We start from the raw sequence: 15,592 nt of genomic DNA, 5'->3' as shown, positions 1-15,592 counted from the left end.
AAGGGACACCATGGCAACACGCACGCTCCGCAGGGTCGCCAAGGCCCTGATCGCCCCCGCGCTCGCCCTCGGTGCCACCGTCGGCCTCGCCTCCGCCCCGGCCTCGGCCGCCGTCTGGAGCTCCTGCGACCAGTGGGGCAACACCACGCTGAACGGCTACACCCTCTACAACAACATCTGGGGCTCCGGCGCCGGCAGCCAGTGCATCTGGGCCAACTCCGGCACCAACTGGGGGGTCTGGGCCAACCACCCCAACACCGGCGGCATCAAGTCCTACCCCGACGCCAAGGCGGTGATCAGCAAGTCGATCACCTCGCTGTCCTCGCTCTCCAGCAGCTACAACGTCACGGTTCCGTCGTCCGGCGCGTACAACACGTCGTACGACATCTGGGACACGGGCCACAAGTACGAGATCATGCTCTGGATGAACTACACCGGTGCCGTCGGCCCCCTCGGCACCTCGCAGGGCACGCTGACCCTGGGCGGCCACACCTGGACCGTCTACAAGGGCAACAACGGCTCGAACGACGTCTTCTCGTTCGTGCGCACCTCGAACTCGTCCTCCGGCACCGTCAACGTGCTCCCGATCCTGAAGTGGATCAAGGACACCAAGGGCTGGTTCGGGAACGTCACCATCGGTGACTTCCAGTTCGGCTTCGAGATCACGTCCTCGTCGGGCGGGCTGAACTTCACGGTCAACAGCGAGAGCGTGAGCAGCAGTTGAGCAACGGGTCGGCCCCGCGTGCGGTGCGGGGCCGACCCCCTCGCGGTCAGGCCCGGTCGACCTCCGCGCGCAGCGCGTTGTAGTCGGCGAAGGCCGTGTCGACGTCGGCACGGGTCAGGCCGTAGCGGGCCAGGTCGTAGGAGTGGACGCGAGTGCCCTTGGGGCGGGCGGCGACGGCGGAGAGGCGGGCCGCGTCGGCCTGGGTCCAGCGGGCGCCCACGGCCGCGTAGAGCTTCGGGGCGCCCGCGGCCGGGTCGGAGCCCAGCCAGGAGTACGGCACGTCGACGAGGGACTCGCGGGGGACGGCCGCACGGGCGGCGAGGCCGCGGGACGCCGAGCGGGCCAGCAGCTCCAGCCAGGTGGCGCCTATCCAATTCAGGTCGAGGGGGCGGGTGTTCACCGCCATGCCGTGCTCGACCAGGCTGCAGAACGAGGCCACGGCGGTGGCCGGATCGCGGTGCGTCCACACGATCGTGGCATCCGGGAACACCGTGCGCAGCGCGTCCAGGTTCTCCAGGTGCAGCGGGGACTTCAGCACCCAGCGGCGGCGCGGCCGGCCGTACTGGAGCACCTGGTAGATCTGCTTGAGGTAGCGGTAGTCGGCCTCGAAGTCACGGGTCTCGTGCCAGGGCAGGTACTCGGGGATGACGGCCTGGGACAGCGGCATCACCGTGTGCGGCAGCGCGAAGGTGCACTCCTCCGGGCCCTCGGGGCGCAGGGCGTGGATGTGCCGGAAGCGCGGGGCGAACAGGTTGATCCCGCCGGCCAGGCGACGGGCGGTCGCGATCGCCTTCTGCCTTTCCTCGGAACCGGGTTCGAGGTCCGGGGTCAGTAACTCCCAGAGCAGCGGACAGCGGTGGTCCGCGGAGAGTGACAGCACACTGTGCGTGAGCGTGGTGGCGGTGCGGGGCAGGCCCACCACGAACACCGGACGCTCGATCGGTTCCCGCTCGATCCCGGGGTGCTCGGCGAGCAGCCGGCGGATACGGGCCCGGTTGGCGAGATGGCGGCCGACGTGTCCGCGCGCGGACAGCCAGCCGACCGGGGTGAGGTGCTCGGCGCCCGACCAACATCGCAGCAGGAACCGGAAGTCGTCGACGAATTGCTCGTCGCCCTCCGTCCGCCCGGCCGCGTCGAGCAGCCGGTCGAAGGCTTGGTCGGGCGTGCGGCGCGAGCGGGAGGCGGGTCTCAGGAGGGCGTTCGCGAGCGTGAGCGAGAGCGGGCCGGAGGACACGGCAGCGGATCCCTTCATGGGGGACAGGGGAGGGGATACTGACTACCCCCTCCAACTGCCCGACCACACCGCCGAGTTGAGACATTTACCGACTGGTAACCGCAACCCGCCGTGGCTACTCCGTCACCGGCAGTTTCGCGCCGTCCCGCAGGAACAGCGGAATACGATCCAGCGGCGCGTCCACCGTCACCGCCGTACCCCCCTCGTACGACTCGCCCGTCCAGGCGTCCGTCCACCGGGCGCCCGCCGGCAGATACGTCGTCCGGGCCGTCGCACCCGCCGTCAGTACAGGGGCCACAAGGAGGTCCCGGCCGAACAGATACGCGTCGTCGACCGTCCAGGCCGCCTGGTCCTGCGGGAACTCCAGGAACAGCGGCCGCATCGCCGGCAGGCCCTCCTGATGGGCCTCCCGCATGACCTCCAGGACGTAGGGTCGCAGGCGCTCGCGCAGCCGCAGGTACTTCTCCAGCACCGCGCCCGCCTCCTCGCCGTACGACCACACCTCGTTCGGGCCGCCGGTCATGTCCGGGCCCAGCGGCATCCCAGGCTCGCGGAAGCCGTGCAGACGCATCAGCGGGGACAGCGCGCCGAACTGGAACCAGCGGACCATCACCTCCCGGTACGCCGGGTCGTCCGGGTCGCCGCCGTGGAAGCCGCCGATGTCCGTGTTCCACCAGGGGATGCCGGACAGCGCGGTGTTGAGACCGGCCGCTATCTGGCGGCGCAGCGAGGCGAAGTCGGTGGGGATGTCACCCGACCACACCGCGGCGCCGTAGCGCTGACTGCCCGCCCACGCCGAGCGGTTGAGGGTGACGATCTCCTCCTCGCCCTCCGCGCGCAGGCCCTCGTAGAAGGTGCGGGAGTTCTCGGCGGGGTAGCTGTTGCCGACCTCCAGACCCGGTCCGGTCCAGTAGCGCAGGTTCTCCTGGAAGCCGGGCTTCAGCTCGGGCTCGCAGGCGTCCAGCCAGAAGGCCGTGATGCCGTAGGGGTCGACGTAGTTCTCCTTGATCTTCGACCAGAGGTAGTCCCGGGCGTCCGGGTTGGTCGCGTCGTAGAAGGCCACCTGGACGGTCGACGCCACCTCCTTGTCCGGCCAGTCGGCGTGTGCCATCGGGCCGTACTGGGTGCCGATGAAGTAGCCACGCTGCTCCATGACCGGGTGGTTCTCGCTCAGCGGGGACACCGAAGGCCAGACGCTCACCACCAGCTTGATGCCCAGCTCGTCCAGTTCGCGGACCATCGCGGCCGGGTCGGGCCACTCCTTCGGGTCGAACTTCCACTCGCCCAGATGGGTCCAGTGGAAGAAGTCGCAGACGATGGCCGAGATGGGCAGGCCCCGGCGCTTGTACTCCCTTGCCACCGCGAGCAGTTCGTCCTGGGTGCGGTAGCGCAGCTTGCACTGCCAGAAGCCCGCCGCCCACTCCGGCAGCATCGGCGAACGGCCGGTCGCCGCGCTGTAGTTGCGCTGCCCGTCCGCCGGAGTGCCGGCCGTGATCCAGTAGTCGAGCTGACGGGCCGAGTCCGCCACCCAGCGGGTGCCGTTACCGGCCAGCTCGACCCGGCCGATCGCCGGGTTGTTCCAGAGCAGCGTGTAGCCGCGGCTGGAGACCAGGACCGGGATCGACACCTCGGCGTTGCGCTGGATCAGGTCCAGGACCAGGCCCTTCTGGTCCAGCCGGCCGTGCTGGTGCTGGCCCAGGCCGAACAGCTTCTCGCCCTCGTAGGCGGCGAACCGCTGCTCCAGCCGGTGGTAGCCGTTGCCGACGGCGGTGTAGAGGCGGGAGCCGGGCCACCAGAAGTGGGCGCGTTCCTCGGCGAGGATCTCGGTGAGGTCGTCGGTGCGCAGGAACCGGATCAGGCCCTCGGCGGACACCTCCACGGTCAGGTCCCCGACCGTCAGCCACCCTTCCCCGTCACCGATCTTGACGGTCGACCCGGTGACCGGGCGTTCGTCGAGCAGCGCGCCCGGCAGGCCGTCGAGGACCGGACCGCCGAGCCGGGCACGCACCCGGACCGCGTCCGGCCCCCACGGCTCGATCCGCAGTGTCTCCTGGCGCCCGCTCCACTCCAGCGCACCGTCCCGCTCACGGAACGTGCCGACGGTGGGGGAGGACTGCGCGAGGCTGACCTTGGGCTGGACTTCCGGGGACTGGTTTTCGGCAGGCTGATTCACTGGGGGTGCTCCTGAAGGAGTGCAGACAGGGAGGTGCCCCGGCAGGCCAGGGCACTGCAAATGAGCCGGAAGAAAAACGGTTCAGGAACCGGCCGGCGCCGGTCCCGTGCTCGCCCGTACCGTCAACTCGGGTGCGATCAGCACGACTTCGTCACTGCCCCGGCCGTCCAGTTTGGCAACCAGGTGTTCCACGGCGTGCCGGCCCATCTCCTGCGCGGGGATGGCGACCGACGTCAGCCGCACCGAGGCCTGGACGGCGACCTGGTCCGGGCAGATCGCGACCACCGACACGTCCTCGGGCACGGCCCGGCCCTGCTGGCGCAGCAGCGCGAGCAGCGGCTCCACCGCGGACTCGTTCTGGACGACGAAGCCCGTGGTGCCCGGGCGTTCGTCGAAGATCCGGGCGAGGGTCGCGGTCATCGCGTCGTACCCGCCCTCGCACGGCCGGTGCAGCACCCTCAGGCCCAGCTCCCGGGCCCGGGACCGCAGTCCGTCGAGGGTGCGTTCGGCGAATCCGGTGTGCCGCTCGTAGACCGCAGGGGCCTCGCCGATGACAGCGATGTCACGGTGACCGAGCTTCGCGAGGTGCTCCACACACAGTGCGCCGGTCGCCCCGAAGTCGAGATCGACGCAGGTCAGACCGGAGGTGGAGGCGGGCAGGCCGATGAGCACGGAGGGCTGGTCGGTCTGCCTGAGCAGCGGCAGTCGTTCGTCCTCCAGCTCCACGTCCATCAGGATCATGGCGTCGGCGAGCCCGCTGCCGGTGACCCGGCGCACCGCGTCCGGCCCCTCCTCGCCCGTGAGCAGCAGGACGTCGTAGCCATGGATGCGGGCCGTGGTGGCCACCGCGATGGCGATCTCCATCATCACCGGCACGTACATGTCCGTGCGCAGAGGGATCATCAGCGCGATGATGTTCGACCGGCTGCTGGCCAGGGCGCGGGCGCCCGCGTTCGGGTGGTAGCCCAGCTCCCGGATGCTCTGCTCGACCCGCTGCCGGGTGGTGGTGGAGATGGACCGCTTGCCGCTGAGGACATAGCTCACCGTGCTCGCCGAGACTCCGGCGTGCTGGGCGACCTCGGCGAGGGTGACCATCCAGCTCTCCAAGCATTGTGAAGCGCTTCGACAGTGCGCATTGCTGACAGGGGCGAGTGAGGGTGTCTCGACAGTAGCCCCAGTGGGAGTGGGTGTCCATAGGTTGTCGAAGCGCTTCGACACTCAATTCGGGAGCCGGAGTCGGCAACCTTTCACGGGGGCGGCGGCCACAAAGAGGTCGTACGGCCGTCAGACGGGTCGTACCCCGAACCGTCCCCCGGAAGGACCCCTGGATGCAACACCGCAGACCGCGCCTGTCCAAGTCGGCGAAGACGCTACTGGCCGCCTCGGTCGCGCTCACCGCCGCCGCGGGCGTCACGGTTGCGTAGGGCGGTGCGAGTGGCAAGCCGAGCGCAGCCTGCGCCGCGCCCGGCACGTACTACGCCACCCCCTCGGTCGTGCCCGACCGAGTTCGCCCCTCGGCCGTGCACGCCTTGTCGCGCGCGCGACTGCCCCCTACGACAGGGCGGTCACGGGTCGCATCCACCCCAACCTGCGAGTGCGGGTACGGTGGCAGGCACCCACCTCGGGCAGCACCCGATGACGGCAGTCCGGTCGACGCCACGTACGACCGTGTCCCCGGTGTTCGCCGGTTCGTGCCTTCAAGGGCTTACGGACTGACAATGCGACGTTACGGTGTCGGCCCACTCGTGTGGCGGGTCATCACCGCATCCGGCGACCGCGGGGACGCGTGTTCGAGTGTCAGGCCCGGCCCCGCCCTGGTCGGCGCGGCGCCGTGGTCCTGGGCACCAAGTGCGGCAGCGTCAGCCTCGACGGCGCGATGTGGGACATCTACCAGGGCGACATCGGCTGGAACGTCTACTCCTTCGTCCGCCGCGCCAACACCACCGGCGCCACGCTCAACCTGGACGACTTCACCCAGGCTCTGGTCCGCCGCAAGCTGCTGAGCAACGACAAGTACGTCTCCGGTATCGAGTCCGGCACCGAGGTCTTCAAGGGCTCGGGACGGCTTGACACCAAGTCGTACTCCGTCGACATCGGCTGAGAGGGGACCCTCGGGACGGTCGGCTTGTCGTCCGATCGGACCGCGAGGACTGGTGGGGGCGGCCCGTTTCGGGTACCAACGATCCAGTAGCACTGGTCGGTAACGAACGGTCCTCAACGTCCCCTTTTGTGGCGAGGTGAGCCTCGAATGTCCGCCCCCACCACCAAGAAACCCACCGTCACCGAGCGGGAGGCCCGCCAGGTGGCGGAGGCCGCCCGGGAACAGAACTGGCGCAAGCCCAGTTTCGCCAAGGAACTGTTCCTCGGGCGCTTCCGGCTCGACCTCATCCACCCTCATCCGCTCCCCGCGGACGACGACGTGCGCCGCGGCGAGGAGTTCCTCGCCGAACTGCGCGAGTTCTGCGAGACGAAGATCGACTCGGCGCTCATCGAGCGCGAGGCCCGCATCCCCGACGAGGTCATCGCCGGCCTCAAGGAGATCGGCGCCCTCGGCATGAAGATCGACCCCAAGTACGGCGGCCTCGGCCTCACCCAGGTCTACTACAACAAGGCCCTCGCCCTGGTCGGCTCCGCGAACCCGGCCGTCGGCGCACTGCTCTCCGCCCACCAGTCCATCGGCGTACCGCAGCCGCTGAAGATCTTCGGCACTCAGGAGCAGAAGGACGCCTTCCTGCCCCGCTGCGCCCGCACCGACATCTCGGCGTTCCTGCTCACTGAGCCGGACGTCGGCTCGGACCCGGCACGCCTGGCCACCACCGCCGTACGGGACGGGGACGACTACGTCCTCGACGGGGTGAAGCTGTGGACCACCAACGGCGTGGTCGCCAACCTGCTCGTGGTCATGGCCCGCGTCCCGAAGTCCGAGGACGGCAAGGGCGGCATCACCGCCTTCGTCGTCGAGGCGGACTCCCCGGGCATCACGGTCGAGAACCGCAACGCCTTCATGGGACTGCGCGGCATCGAGAACGGCGTGACCCGCTTCCACCAGGTCCGGGTCCCGGCCGCCAACCGCATCGGACCCGAGGGCTCGGGCCTGAAGATCGCGCTCACCACCCTCAACACCGGCCGGCTCTCCCTGCCCGCCATGTGCGTGGGCGCCGGGAAGTGGTGTCTGAAGATCGCCCGGGAGTGGTCGGGGGTCCGCGAGCAGTGGGGCAAGCCGGTCGCGCTGCACGAGGCGGTCGGCTCCAAGATCAGCTTCATCGCGGCGACCACCTTCGCCCTGGAGGCGGTCGTCGACCTCTCCTCCCAGATGGCCGACGAGGACCGCAACGACATCCGCATCGAGGCCGCCCTCGCCAAGCTCTACGGCTCCGAGATGGGCTGCCTGATGGCGGACGAGCTGGTCCAGATCCGCGGCGGCCGCGGCTTCGAGACCGCCGAGTCGCTCAAGGCGCGCGGCGAACGCGCCGTACCCGCCGAGCAGATCCTGCGCGACCTGCGGATCAACCGCATCTTCGAGGGCTCCACGGAGATCATGCACCTGCTGATCGCCCGCGAGGCCGTCGACGCCCACCTCTCGGTCGCCGGCGACCTCATCGACCCCGACAAGTCCCTCCAGGACAAGGCGAAGGCGGGCGCGAACGCGGGCGTCTTCTACGCCAAGTGGCTGCCGAAGCTGGTCGCGGGACCGGGTCAGCTCCCCACGTCCTACGGCGACTTCAAGCACGACGTGGACCTCTCCCCGCATCTGCGCTACGTCGAGCGGCACGCCCGCAAGCTGGCCCGCTCCACCTTCTACGCCATGTCCCGCTGGCAGGGCCGGATGGAGACCAAGCAGGGTTTCCTGGGCCGGATCGTGGACATCGGCGCCGAACTGTTCGCGATGAGCGCGGCCTGCGTCCGTGCCGAGCTGCTGCGCAGCCAGGGCGACCACGGACGCGAGGCCTACCAGCTCGCCGACGCGTTCTGCCGGCAGGCCCGCATCCGCGTCGACGAGCTGTTCACCCGCCTCTGGTCGAACACCGACGACCTGGACCGCAAGGTCGTCAAAGGTGTCCTCGGCGGCTCCTACGAGTGGCTGGAACAGGGTGTCGTCGACCCGTCGGACGAGGGCCCGTGGATCGCCGACGCCAATCCGAGCGAGACCCCTCGCCCGAGCGTGAGGAGGAAGATCGGTGGGGGCAGCTAGGGCTCGGTGAGCTCGTCGGATTCCTCAAGGACTTCGTCGACGACTTCGAGGACGTCGACGAGGCACCCTCGGAGGCGTTCGACGAGGAGGATGAGGCCGTCGGCGTCGAGCTGGGTGAGGTCGTCGGCGCGGGTCCGTTCCAGGTCGCGCCGGACGCGTTCGACGCGGGCGCACTGGAGGTCGGTGAGGGGCCCCGCTGGCGGGTGGGGCTGCTCATCGGTCATGTGGTGCCACCTGCGCTGTTCGTTTGCTTGGAATGGACACGCAATAGTTGCTCCTTGAACCTTTATTAGGCAATGAGTCAACTGTCACGCCACTCGAACGTGTGTTTTATCCATGTAAGGGTTGTGTAATGTCCGAAGTCCGCACTCACGATGTACCAACGATGGTACAGACAAAGATCAATCCGTTGACCAGCGTGTATGCGTGCCATCCGATCCCCTGCCCGACTGGGTACTCACCCGCCGCCAGGCCATCGGAGACGCCATCCGGGCAGCCCGCGAATCCTGCAAGATCTCGCAGGAGCAGTTAGCCGAGCTCGTCGACGTCGACCGCAAAACCATCAACCGGATCGAGCAAGGCGCCCACGCCACGAGCATCGACCGGCTACTCCTCATCGCCGATGCCCTGAACGTGCCGCTCGCGGATCTCGTCCGCTGAGCGGCCCGCTGCCAGGCACAGGGGTGGACCTGACAGCGGGCCTTCGGCCGCCGCCGTCGGGGTGGCGGGGGCGGCCGGCTCTACCCGGCCCCGGCGCGATCGGCGTACGCCGGGACCGGAGCTCTACCACCGCAGACCGACGGCGTCCGCGGGTGACTTGCGGATGTAGGGGTTGCCGTGCTCGCCGGCGCCGTGGCGGTCCTTGGCGCTGCGGGTGCACAGCGCACCGCTGGAGTGCCGGGCCGCGCAGAGGCCGGCCGCGCGGTAGCCCGAACCGTCAGCCTGCTCCACCCGCTTCTCCGCGTCCGTCTTCATCATGACGCGATCTCCCTCTTCAGTTCGAGAACCCTGCGAGCGAGTTCAGAGACGTGCAGACCCGCCGCAAGCGGCGCCTCGGCGAGCTCGCACGACAGGGCGTCGTCGGCCTTCTCGATGGCGTTCACCAGGGCATACCAGCCGCGCGAGCGGTGCGGTCGCTGCCGGCACAGGCCGTCGGCGATCTTCGACAGGCGCTTGATCTCTCCCCGAAGTGCCCTGTCGATCTCGGCGAATCGTGCAGGCGGCGGCGGATTCCGAGTGGACTCGAACGCTTCGCCGATCAGCGCCGGTATCAGGTCGGCCTGTTCCCCAGCAGACCGGGCGGCCGCGCTCACCGCGGGTACTCCCTCGTCAACCCACTCAAGGCCGTCGCCGTCTCGCACAGGTTGGCGTCGATGGCGCACATCTCGCAGCAGCCGGCGTGGGCCCGGAGCGTGGCAACGGCGACGTCGTGCATGCCGGACCGCCAGGCGCGCGGCCACCACGGCACCCCGTCATCGTCGGCACGCTCGCCGAGATCTATCGCCGTTTCCGCCGTGAGCGGCATGTTCGTCCACACGCAGCGTGCGCCGCGCCTCTGTTCCTCGGAGAGCTCGTCGTAAGGGGGCACTTCGAGGAGGACGAGCGCGTCGGCTGTACTTCTTGCTGTCTCGCTCGTCATGGCTCACGCCTCCACGGTCACGGTGATCCGTCTCACACCTGTGACCGTAGAGGCGCCCCGAGCCGACCGACGACCGGAATCCGGTCGGTATCCCTATGCCGCCAACAGGCCGATGTCCATCGCCAACTGCGAGGCCCGCTGACGGCGCTGCGCCTGCTTCGACTCCACCTGCTCGAGAATGATGGCCCGCGCATACCCGTTGTATTTGATGGTCTCCGGGGCGGTGCGGGCCGCCTTCTCCAGCGTGGCGATCGCGACGTCCGGCTGATTGTCTAGGTGGTAGCCGCGGGCCTCCTCGATTCGGTGCCTCGCGCGGCGCGGCTTCGACCTGATGACAGCCGCGTCCGCCTGGGCCGCCTGCCGCACCGACTCGCCACCCTGATGGAGCTCGACCGCCACGGTGACCGCGTGCGCACCCATGATGGCCTGAGAGAACGACGTGATCGGGTGGTAGTAGTCGCCCGGCAGCCGGGCCGCCATCTCCCGAGCCTTGTCCCAGTGCCCCCACGCAGTACCGGTATCCCGGCGGCGCGCGGCCGTGTAGCCCAGCTCGAACCGGAGCGCGCCGGCGATCGCGAGGACATCGTCACTCGCGTCGGACAAGAGCGGTTCAAGGAAGCGGATGGCCTCCAGGTTGATGGCATCCGCGGCGTCGAAGTGCCGGGGTCCGGTGTCGCGGTGGGCTTGGGCGAGGAGCCATGCGGCGACGCCGATCGCGTGCGGGTCCCCGCTGTCTTGGGCGGCGACCATGCCTCGTTCGGCGACGCGCCACAGAAGGCTTGAGTCCGGCTGGTAGGCGACAAAGAACTGGCTGAGGCTGTAGGCCTCGGCAAGGAGGGCCTGGGCGTGGCGCCGGTCGTTGCTTGAATCCGCATGCCGGACGAGTGCCTGCGCGTCGCGGATCAGGTCAGGCAGGAGTTTCCCGATCTCTTCGCGGTGGTTGCCGGCCCCGTGCCGGGCCTTCCATGCGGCGTGGAGTCGGGCCTCCAGGTGCGGAATCGGCGGCGGTTCGAGACTTGAGCCGAGCGCGAAGTTGTCGATGGCAGCTTTGACTGCGGCGAGCCGGGGGTGGCCGGGGCCGATGAAGAGGTCAACGTGGGCGTCGGGGAGTCCTGTGAGGTCGGCGAGGTCCCGGACCCGGAGTGCCTCGGCGATGCGCAGCACCATGTCGAGGCTGGGGGCTTTCTGCTGCCCGTTCTCGATTTTCCGGAGGGTGTGCGGTGACAGGCCGACGAGGTCGGCGAGTTGCGCTTGGGTCATGCCGCGGCGCTCACGGAGCACTTGCACCCGTTGGCCGAACTTGAGCGGGTCGGCGTATGGGTCCGGGGTAGCATCAACAGGCACGGTCTCGCCCCTCTCTCTGTACAGGTCGCACTGCCAGAGTATGGGGCGGGGCCTTTTTCGTGGGGGCGCTCGTCAAACGGGCGTGACTGGCATGAGTCTTTCGGGGTGTGGATCTCTAGACTGAGAGCATGCCCCCAACCCCTTCCGCCCCTGGCAGGGTGCGCCCTGCTGACGTGGTGAACGACGCGATCCGTGCGCTCGCTATGGGTGCCAGGTTCCGCCCGTTCACGGACGAGGAGAGCAGCGAGTATGCGGCGCTGGTGGTGGAGTGGGCGGCTGCTGATCGGGCCGAGGTCGTCGAAGCCGCGTGACGGCGGTTTCTCACCGATGCGCGCTGCCAGCACGGTGACGGCCTGACCCTCGCGCCGAACCGTTTCCCCGCCGGTCTCCCCGATCACCCCTACGCACCACAGCAGCAACACCCACCAGAAGCGCAGCCTGCGGATTCACCGACAACAACGAAGACGGCGACGGCGACGACACCGGCACACAGGTGTAATGCGTCGACCCGTCACTATCCGGCGTGCACTCCTGCGTCACCCCGGTCCCGTCGGTGAACGTCCAACCCGACGGCGCCGGACCCGCAGGCCCCCGCTCGCCCGGGTCGCCCTTCGGGCCGGCCGGACCAGCCGCACCCTGGGCACCCGCCGGGCCAGCAACTCCGGCCGGACCGGTCGCGCCAGCCACTCCCGGGGCACCGGACGCGCCCTGGCTCCCCGCGGTCCCCGGGACTCCCGGCGCCCCGGACGCTCCCGACGGGCCAGGAGCGCCACTTGGACCCGCCGGCCCCGGGATCGGCACCGGGACCTCCGCCCGCGCGCTGAGCGATGGCACGGCCTTCGTCGGATCCGGCACTATCGGCGTCCCACCGTGGGCTTTGACCTGCTCTCGGAGTGCCCGCACGTCCCCCGCGAGGGTGGCCACCGCGTTCCCGCGGAGGTTCGCCTCGGTGGCCAGGTCGTCGGCGCGGCTTGATTCGTTGCCGATCAGGATGAACGCCACGCCCAAGCCGCCGCCGAGGAACAGGAGCGCGGCGACGATCCACAGCAGATGCCGGGCCCGGTACAACGCGCGCGTCACGGCGTACCCCCCAGCTGCTGCACCAACAGCCGGAGGCGTGCCGTCTCCAGCTTCTCCGCGGCCAGTTCGGCGCGCACCGTCGCCAGGTCGGCGCGCAGCTCCTTGCGCTCCTCCTGGAGCTCATTCGTCAGACTGCTGAATCCGGTCACGGCGTTGCCCTCCTGGGCTGCCCTGTTGGCGCCACGGGAGCTGTAGATGGCCGCCGCTGCTGCCACAGGGCCCGCGATCAACGCGGACACGGACGTAAGCAGCGCGGCGTCCATCCCACCTCCCCGCAGCGTGCATCGGGCAGGATCAGGCAGCCTTGACGAACGAGTCCTGCGCCTTGGCGGCGACCCCGATGGGCTTCCAGAACCCGAAGTGCGCCAGCACGCCCGTGCCAAACGACACCAGCGCCAGCACCGCGGCGGTTGCCGCGCTGTACCCGGAGGGGTGCGGGCCTGCGTACTCCACGACGAACCCATTGATCGTGGAAAGGGCGAGCAGCAGCACCGACTTGAGGCTGGCCGACGTGACTCTTGTGGTCACCAGGCCGACGAGGACGGGAAGTACGACGGAGATGACCAGGCCGAGCCAGTAGGCCTTGTCGAGTTGCACCTGCATGATGAGCTCCTTCAGCCCTGGGGGCCGGTCACGTCGACCGACACCTTCACCACCGCGTCCGCGATGGCCGTCTGTACCGCCGCAACCACCGTCGCGGTATCCACACCCGAACCGACGAGACTGGCCAGCTTCGCGATGGCCGCCGCCTGCGCCGCCTCCTGCGCGAGCAGCTTCACCGTGTTCTCGAAGGTGCCCTTGAGGTAGGTCTCGGCCACCCACGTCGGGTTCGCCTGCGGGTGGGCCTCCGTGGAGCCGGCGGCGATGTCGTCGGTCCGCCAGCACGCGTCGGCGATGTCCTGCTTGGTGATCCCCGCCATGGGGTCCTCCTCGATGAGGCCGCGGGCCCAGGCGGTGAGCGCGGCGCGGTCGGTGAAGTTGGCGACGTCGTGGTCGATGCCGCCCGCGGTGCTGTACTGGTGGAACGTCCACGGGTGCTTGATGCCGGGTTGTCCGGCGGGGAGGCCGCCGGTGGCGATCCACAGGAAGTCGCCGCAGGTCGACGTCTTGTCGACGTTGAGCCAGTAGTCGGTGTTGCAGTACATGCCGACCCGGTGAGTCGGCAGCTTGTCCTTGACGTAGCTCAGCCATGCGTCGCGGTAGGCGAGCTGCCGGGACTTGGGGACGTTCTGGTTGGCGGTGTCGTAGCCCTCCCAGTCGAAGCCGATGATGTCCCCGGCCTGGATGGGCGCCTTGCTGAGGAAGTAGTCGGCCTCGGCCTGCGGCGAGTTGGCCATGTGCGGGTAGTGGTAGAAGCCGACGACGAGCCCGGCGTCCCGGCCGCGTCTGGTCTGCGCGGCCAGGAGCGGGTTGGTGTACGACAGGCCCTCGGTGGCCTTGACGAACACGAAGTCCAGGCCGGATGTGCTGAATGTGGCCGACTGGTAGTCCGCCACGTCCACGCCGTGGATCATCACACCCCCAGTCCGGTCAGTGCGCTGCGGACCGTGGCGGCGACCTGGGCGCCGGTCGGGCCGGTCGGCGTCGGGATGGGTGCGGCGCCCAGCAGGTGCGGCACGGTGACGTCACCCTGCGCCTTCAGGAGCGTCGTCATCCCCGCGCCCGAGATCCACGCCCGCCCGTCCAGGCCCCAGGACTCGCCCCACGAGTTGTCGATCCACACCCGGTCCTGGTCTGCGTCGAACTGCCGGACCAGGTACTCGTGGCCGCCGGCCACACCGGACGTCGGGTCGACGACGATCTCACCGTCGGGCTTCGGGTCGAACATCGAGTTGTACCAGACGGTCCCGCAACCGGCCGGGCCCTTCGTGTTGAGGGATGACACGAGAGCTCCGTAGGAGAACGCGTGCTGGTAGATGTCCGAGAGGCCGAGCATGACGAGGGCCTTGGCGAGGGTGAGGCCGTCGGATCCGGTGTCGTCCGGTTCCCACTGCCCGGGGTAGGTGTCGAGGCGGGTGACGAGCCGGTACATGTTCAGGGCGAACGTCTCGTCCAGCGCCCAAGTGGAACCGGCCTTGAACTCGCCCTTCGTGTCGGCCTCCGCGATGGCGACGGAGGAGACACCGGTGTAGCCCAGGGCGTCGGTGCCGACGAGCGCGGTGCCCATGTTGGGGACGCAGGCACCGATGTTCTTCTGGTCGAGGATGGCGATGCGGCGTTGCCAGGTGACGCTCTTGATGGCCGTCCGGGGCAGCTCGGGGAGCGCGTAGTCGGCACTGCGGGGGTCGTGGCGGACGTGCCGACCCAGCCGGTACTCGCGGTTGTGGGTTTCGGGGATGCGGACGATGTTCAACGCGGTGTCCCTTCGCGGCCGGTGCCGTACTTTCGCTACGACTCGTAGCGTAAGTCTCCAGGCTATGAACCAGCCCGGTCATCAGACGATCGTTACGACCTGCTCGTACCGCTGCGCCACCACCGTCTGCACCCCAGGCACGCCCTCCAGGAACACCCGGACCGCATTCACGACCGCGAGCTCCTCCACCACCGGGCTGTCCTGGCTGATCGAGTCGATCGACACCGCCACCAGCGGGGACCCGTTCGACTTGCCCGTCACCACATACGTCGCCACGTGCGCTCCTCTCAGGCGATGCGCTGGAAGCGCAGCCAGCTGTCGGTGTACAAGGTCGTGGCCGTGGCACTGGACGTGCCCTGCGCCCAGTCCAGGCTGAACGTCCCGGCCGTCGCGCCCATGCGGAGCGTGCCCTTCATGTCGACGGTGAGCGTGGCACCCACCCCGAGCGCGCCGAAACTGCGGGACTGGGCGACGTCGTTGGTCTCGGTCCGGATCAGGTAGCCGCTGACCCCGGCCGTGTCGATCCGCAGCGTCGGCGTCGAGCTCGCGCCGGTTACGGGGTTACCGGCGCCCAGGCCCGTCCATTCGCCGAGCGCGCCCGTCGGGACGGTGAAGTCGAGGTTGAGGTCGCCTGCGATGTCCGCGTCGTATTTCACCCAGCCGTCCCAGACATAGACCGCGCCCGCCACGACATCCATCTGCAAGTGCGGGTCGGGGGTCGTCGTCGTGGTCGCCGACCTGGACGTGTCGGCGGTCTTCCGGACCACCAGCGGCTGCGCCGACCGCAGGAGACTCGCGGTCAGCTTCTGTCCGGCCAGGAACGTGGGGTAGGCCTCGGTAGCCACAGGGCCTC

The 15,592-nt window shown here is 69.3% G+C and carries 19 protein-coding genes; 5 read left to right on the top strand and 14 right to left on the bottom strand.

Annotated elements, in window-relative coordinates; genetic code table 11:
- Nucleotides 1-10 precede the first annotated feature (10 nt).
- Nucleotides 11-724, top strand: a complete 714-nt coding sequence (locus tag EDD90_RS16675) for a GH12 family glycosyl hydrolase domain-containing protein (RefSeq protein WP_123973778.1) — start codon at nt 11-13, stop codon at nt 722-724.
- A gap of 46 nt (nt 725-770) precedes the next feature.
- Here the strand turns inward: EDD90_RS16675 and EDD90_RS16670 are convergent, their stop codons facing one another.
- From EDD90_RS16670 to EDD90_RS16660, 3 genes are all read right to left on the bottom strand, one after another.
- Nucleotides 771-1,958 (bottom strand): sulfotransferase, encoded by a 1,188-nt coding sequence (locus EDD90_RS16670; RefSeq protein ID WP_123981318.1) that lies wholly within the window; start codon nt 1,956-1,958, stop codon nt 771-773.
- Nucleotides 1,959-2,073: 115 nt separating this feature from the next.
- Nucleotides 2,074-4,131 carry a TIM-barrel domain-containing protein gene (locus EDD90_RS16665; protein ID WP_123973777.1) on the bottom strand — a complete coding sequence of 686 codons (2,058 nt, stop codon included), beginning with the start codon at nt 4,129-4,131 and terminating at the stop codon, nt 2,074-2,076.
- Nucleotides 4,132-4,212: 81 nt separating this feature from the next.
- A complete protein-coding gene (locus tag EDD90_RS16660) occupies nt 4,213-5,226 on the bottom strand; it encodes a LacI family DNA-binding transcriptional regulator (RefSeq protein WP_123973776.1) in 1,014 nt (337 codons plus the stop codon).
- A 691-nt stretch (nt 5,227-5,917) separates the two neighbouring features.
- Here EDD90_RS16660 and EDD90_RS16645 point away from each other — a divergent pair.
- Together EDD90_RS16645 and EDD90_RS16640 are read left to right on the top strand one after the other, a co-directional pair.
- Complete coding sequence (locus EDD90_RS16645; protein ID WP_260327896.1) at nt 5,918-6,232, top strand: GH12 family glycosyl hydrolase domain-containing protein; 315 nt, start codon at nt 5,918-5,920, stop codon at nt 6,230-6,232.
- Between the two features lie 147 nt (nt 6,233-6,379).
- Nucleotides 6,380-8,323 (top strand): acyl-CoA dehydrogenase family protein, encoded by a 1,944-nt coding sequence (locus EDD90_RS16640; RefSeq protein WP_123973774.1) that lies wholly within the window; start codon nt 6,380-6,382, stop codon nt 8,321-8,323.
- Here EDD90_RS16640 and EDD90_RS55490 read toward each other — a convergent pair.
- Nucleotides 8,320-8,547: a hypothetical protein gene (locus EDD90_RS55490; RefSeq protein ID WP_185149121.1), complete on the bottom strand. Its 228-nt coding sequence runs from the start codon at nt 8,545-8,547 to the stop codon at nt 8,320-8,322. The genes EDD90_RS16640 and EDD90_RS55490 overlap by 4 nt on opposite strands.
- Nucleotides 8,548-8,749: 202 nt before the next feature.
- On the opposite strand from EDD90_RS55490, the gene EDD90_RS16635 reads away from it, so the two are divergent.
- Nucleotides 8,750-8,983, top strand: coding sequence for a helix-turn-helix transcriptional regulator (locus EDD90_RS16635; RefSeq protein WP_123973773.1), 234 nt, complete (start codon nt 8,750-8,752; stop codon nt 8,981-8,983).
- Between the two features lie 123 nt (nt 8,984-9,106).
- On the opposite strand, the gene EDD90_RS16630 is transcribed toward EDD90_RS16635, so the two are convergent.
- The 4 genes from EDD90_RS16630 to EDD90_RS16615 form a co-directional block, all read right to left on the bottom strand.
- Nucleotides 9,107-9,301 carry a hypothetical protein gene (locus EDD90_RS16630; protein WP_123973772.1) on the bottom strand — a complete coding sequence of 65 codons (195 nt, stop codon included), beginning with the start codon at nt 9,299-9,301 and terminating at the stop codon, nt 9,107-9,109.
- Complete coding sequence (locus tag EDD90_RS16625; RefSeq protein ID WP_123973771.1) at nt 9,298-9,636, bottom strand: DUF6415 family natural product biosynthesis protein; 339 nt, start codon at nt 9,634-9,636, stop codon at nt 9,298-9,300. The genes EDD90_RS16630 and EDD90_RS16625 overlap by 4 nt, the downstream gene beginning before the upstream one ends.
- Nucleotides 9,633-9,962: a hypothetical protein gene (locus EDD90_RS16620; protein WP_123973770.1), complete on the bottom strand. Its 330-nt coding sequence runs from the start codon at nt 9,960-9,962 to the stop codon at nt 9,633-9,635. The genes EDD90_RS16625 and EDD90_RS16620 overlap by 4 nt, the downstream gene beginning before the upstream one ends.
- A gap of 93 nt (nt 9,963-10,055) precedes the next feature.
- Nucleotides 10,056-11,306: a helix-turn-helix domain-containing protein gene (locus EDD90_RS16615; RefSeq protein WP_185149120.1), complete on the bottom strand. Its 1,251-nt coding sequence runs from the start codon at nt 11,304-11,306 to the stop codon at nt 10,056-10,058.
- A gap of 128 nt (nt 11,307-11,434) precedes the next feature.
- On the opposite strand from EDD90_RS16615, the gene EDD90_RS16610 reads away from it, so the two are divergent.
- Entirely contained in the window at nt 11,435-11,617 is a 183-nt protein-coding gene (locus EDD90_RS16610; RefSeq protein WP_123973769.1) for a hypothetical protein, read from the top strand.
- A gap of 765 nt (nt 11,618-12,382) precedes the next feature.
- Here EDD90_RS16610 and EDD90_RS16600 read toward each other — a convergent pair.
- From EDD90_RS16600 to EDD90_RS16575, 6 genes are all read right to left on the bottom strand, one after another.
- Entirely contained in the window at nt 12,383-12,649 is a 267-nt protein-coding gene (locus EDD90_RS16600; protein ID WP_123973767.1) for a hypothetical protein, read from the bottom strand.
- Between the two features lie 31 nt (nt 12,650-12,680).
- Nucleotides 12,681-12,989: a hypothetical protein gene (locus tag EDD90_RS16595; protein WP_123973766.1), complete on the bottom strand. Its 309-nt coding sequence runs from the start codon at nt 12,987-12,989 to the stop codon at nt 12,681-12,683.
- A gap of 11 nt (nt 12,990-13,000) precedes the next feature.
- Nucleotides 13,001-13,888: a glycoside hydrolase family 25 protein gene (locus EDD90_RS16590; protein WP_260327895.1), complete on the bottom strand. Its 888-nt coding sequence runs from the start codon at nt 13,886-13,888 to the stop codon at nt 13,001-13,003.
- Between the two features lie 11 nt (nt 13,889-13,899).
- On the bottom strand, nt 13,900-14,739 hold the full coding sequence (locus EDD90_RS16585; RefSeq protein ID WP_123973764.1) for a hypothetical protein: 840 nt from the start codon (nt 14,737-14,739) through the stop codon (nt 13,900-13,902).
- A gap of 81 nt (nt 14,740-14,820) precedes the next feature.
- Nucleotides 14,821-15,015, bottom strand: coding sequence for a hypothetical protein (locus tag EDD90_RS16580; RefSeq protein ID WP_123973763.1), 195 nt, complete (start codon nt 15,013-15,015; stop codon nt 14,821-14,823).
- Nucleotides 15,016-15,026: 11 nt separating this feature from the next.
- A complete protein-coding gene (locus tag EDD90_RS16575; protein ID WP_123973762.1) occupies nt 15,027-15,584 on the bottom strand; it encodes a hypothetical protein in 558 nt (185 codons plus the stop codon).
- Between the last annotated feature and the right edge of the window lie 8 nt (nt 15,585-15,592).

The organism is Streptomyces sp. Ag109_O5-1, assembly GCF_003814875.1.
Lineage (GTDB): Bacteria > Actinomycetota > Actinomycetes > Streptomycetales > Streptomycetaceae > Streptomyces > Streptomyces sasae.
Note: the sequence above shows the minus strand (reverse complement) of the source record. Positions and strands in the feature narration are given on the sequence as shown.

Coding starts and splice junctions, on each gene's coding strand:
- EDD90_RS16640 (WP_123973774.1), top strand. CDS start 6,380: ATGTCCGCCCCCACCACCAAGAAACCCACCGTCACCGAGCGGGAGGCC.
- EDD90_RS55490 (WP_185149121.1), bottom strand. CDS start 8,547: ATGACCGATGAGCAGCCCCACCCGCCAGCGGGGCCCCTCACCGACCTC.
- EDD90_RS16610 (WP_123973769.1), top strand. CDS start 11,435: ATGCCCCCAACCCCTTCCGCCCCTGGCAGGGTGCGCCCTGCTGACGTG.
- EDD90_RS16675 (WP_123973778.1), top strand. CDS start 11: ATGGCAACACGCACGCTCCGCAGGGTCGCCAAGGCCCTGATCGCCCCC.
- EDD90_RS16595 (WP_123973766.1), bottom strand. CDS start 12,989: ATGCAGGTGCAACTCGACAAGGCCTACTGGCTCGGCCTGGTCATCTCC.
- EDD90_RS16600 (WP_123973767.1), bottom strand. CDS start 12,649: ATGGACGCCGCGCTGCTTACGTCCGTGTCCGCGTTGATCGCGGGCCCT.
- EDD90_RS16660 (WP_123973776.1), bottom strand. CDS start 5,226: ATGGTCACCCTCGCCGAGGTCGCCCAGCACGCCGGAGTCTCGGCGAGC.
- EDD90_RS16630 (WP_123973772.1), bottom strand. CDS start 9,301: ATGATGAAGACGGACGCGGAGAAGCGGGTGGAGCAGGCTGACGGTTCG.
- EDD90_RS16620 (WP_123973770.1), bottom strand. CDS start 9,962: ATGACGAGCGAGACAGCAAGAAGTACAGCCGACGCGCTCGTCCTCCTC.